Annotated in this window: 1 protein-coding gene; it reads left to right on the top strand. The window is 37.2% G+C overall.

Features of this window, described 5'->3' with window-relative positions; translation table 11 throughout:
- Positions 1–269: DUF1542 domain-containing protein (locus N8M20_RS10315; protein WP_261080527.1), on the top strand; the 269-nt coding region annotated here is incomplete at both ends.

The raw sequence follows: 269 nt of genomic DNA, 5'->3' as shown, positions 1-269 counted from the left end.
GATAAAAACTTAACAGATCAACAAAAAGCAGATAAGAAAGCAGAAGTAGATAAGGTTAAGAAAGCTCAAGAAGAAAAAATCGATAACGCGACAACACCGGAAGAAGTAGCGAAAGCAACAGAAGCAGGTAAGAAAGCAATCGATGCAGTGCACCAAACAGAGTTAGACAAAGCAAAAGAGCAAGCGAAATCTGACTTAACAGAAGCAGCTAACAAAGAAAAAGCAGAAATTGACGCAGATAAAAACTTAACAGATCAACAAAAAGCAGA

The sequence above is a fragment of the Streptococcus mitis genome, assembly GCF_946190275.1.
In the GTDB taxonomy this organism is placed as follows: Bacteria; Bacillota; Bacilli; order Lactobacillales; family Streptococcaceae; genus Streptococcus; species Streptococcus mitis_DC.
The sequence above is the reverse complement of the archived record's forward strand: the minus strand, read 5'-3'. Positions and strand labels throughout refer to the sequence as shown.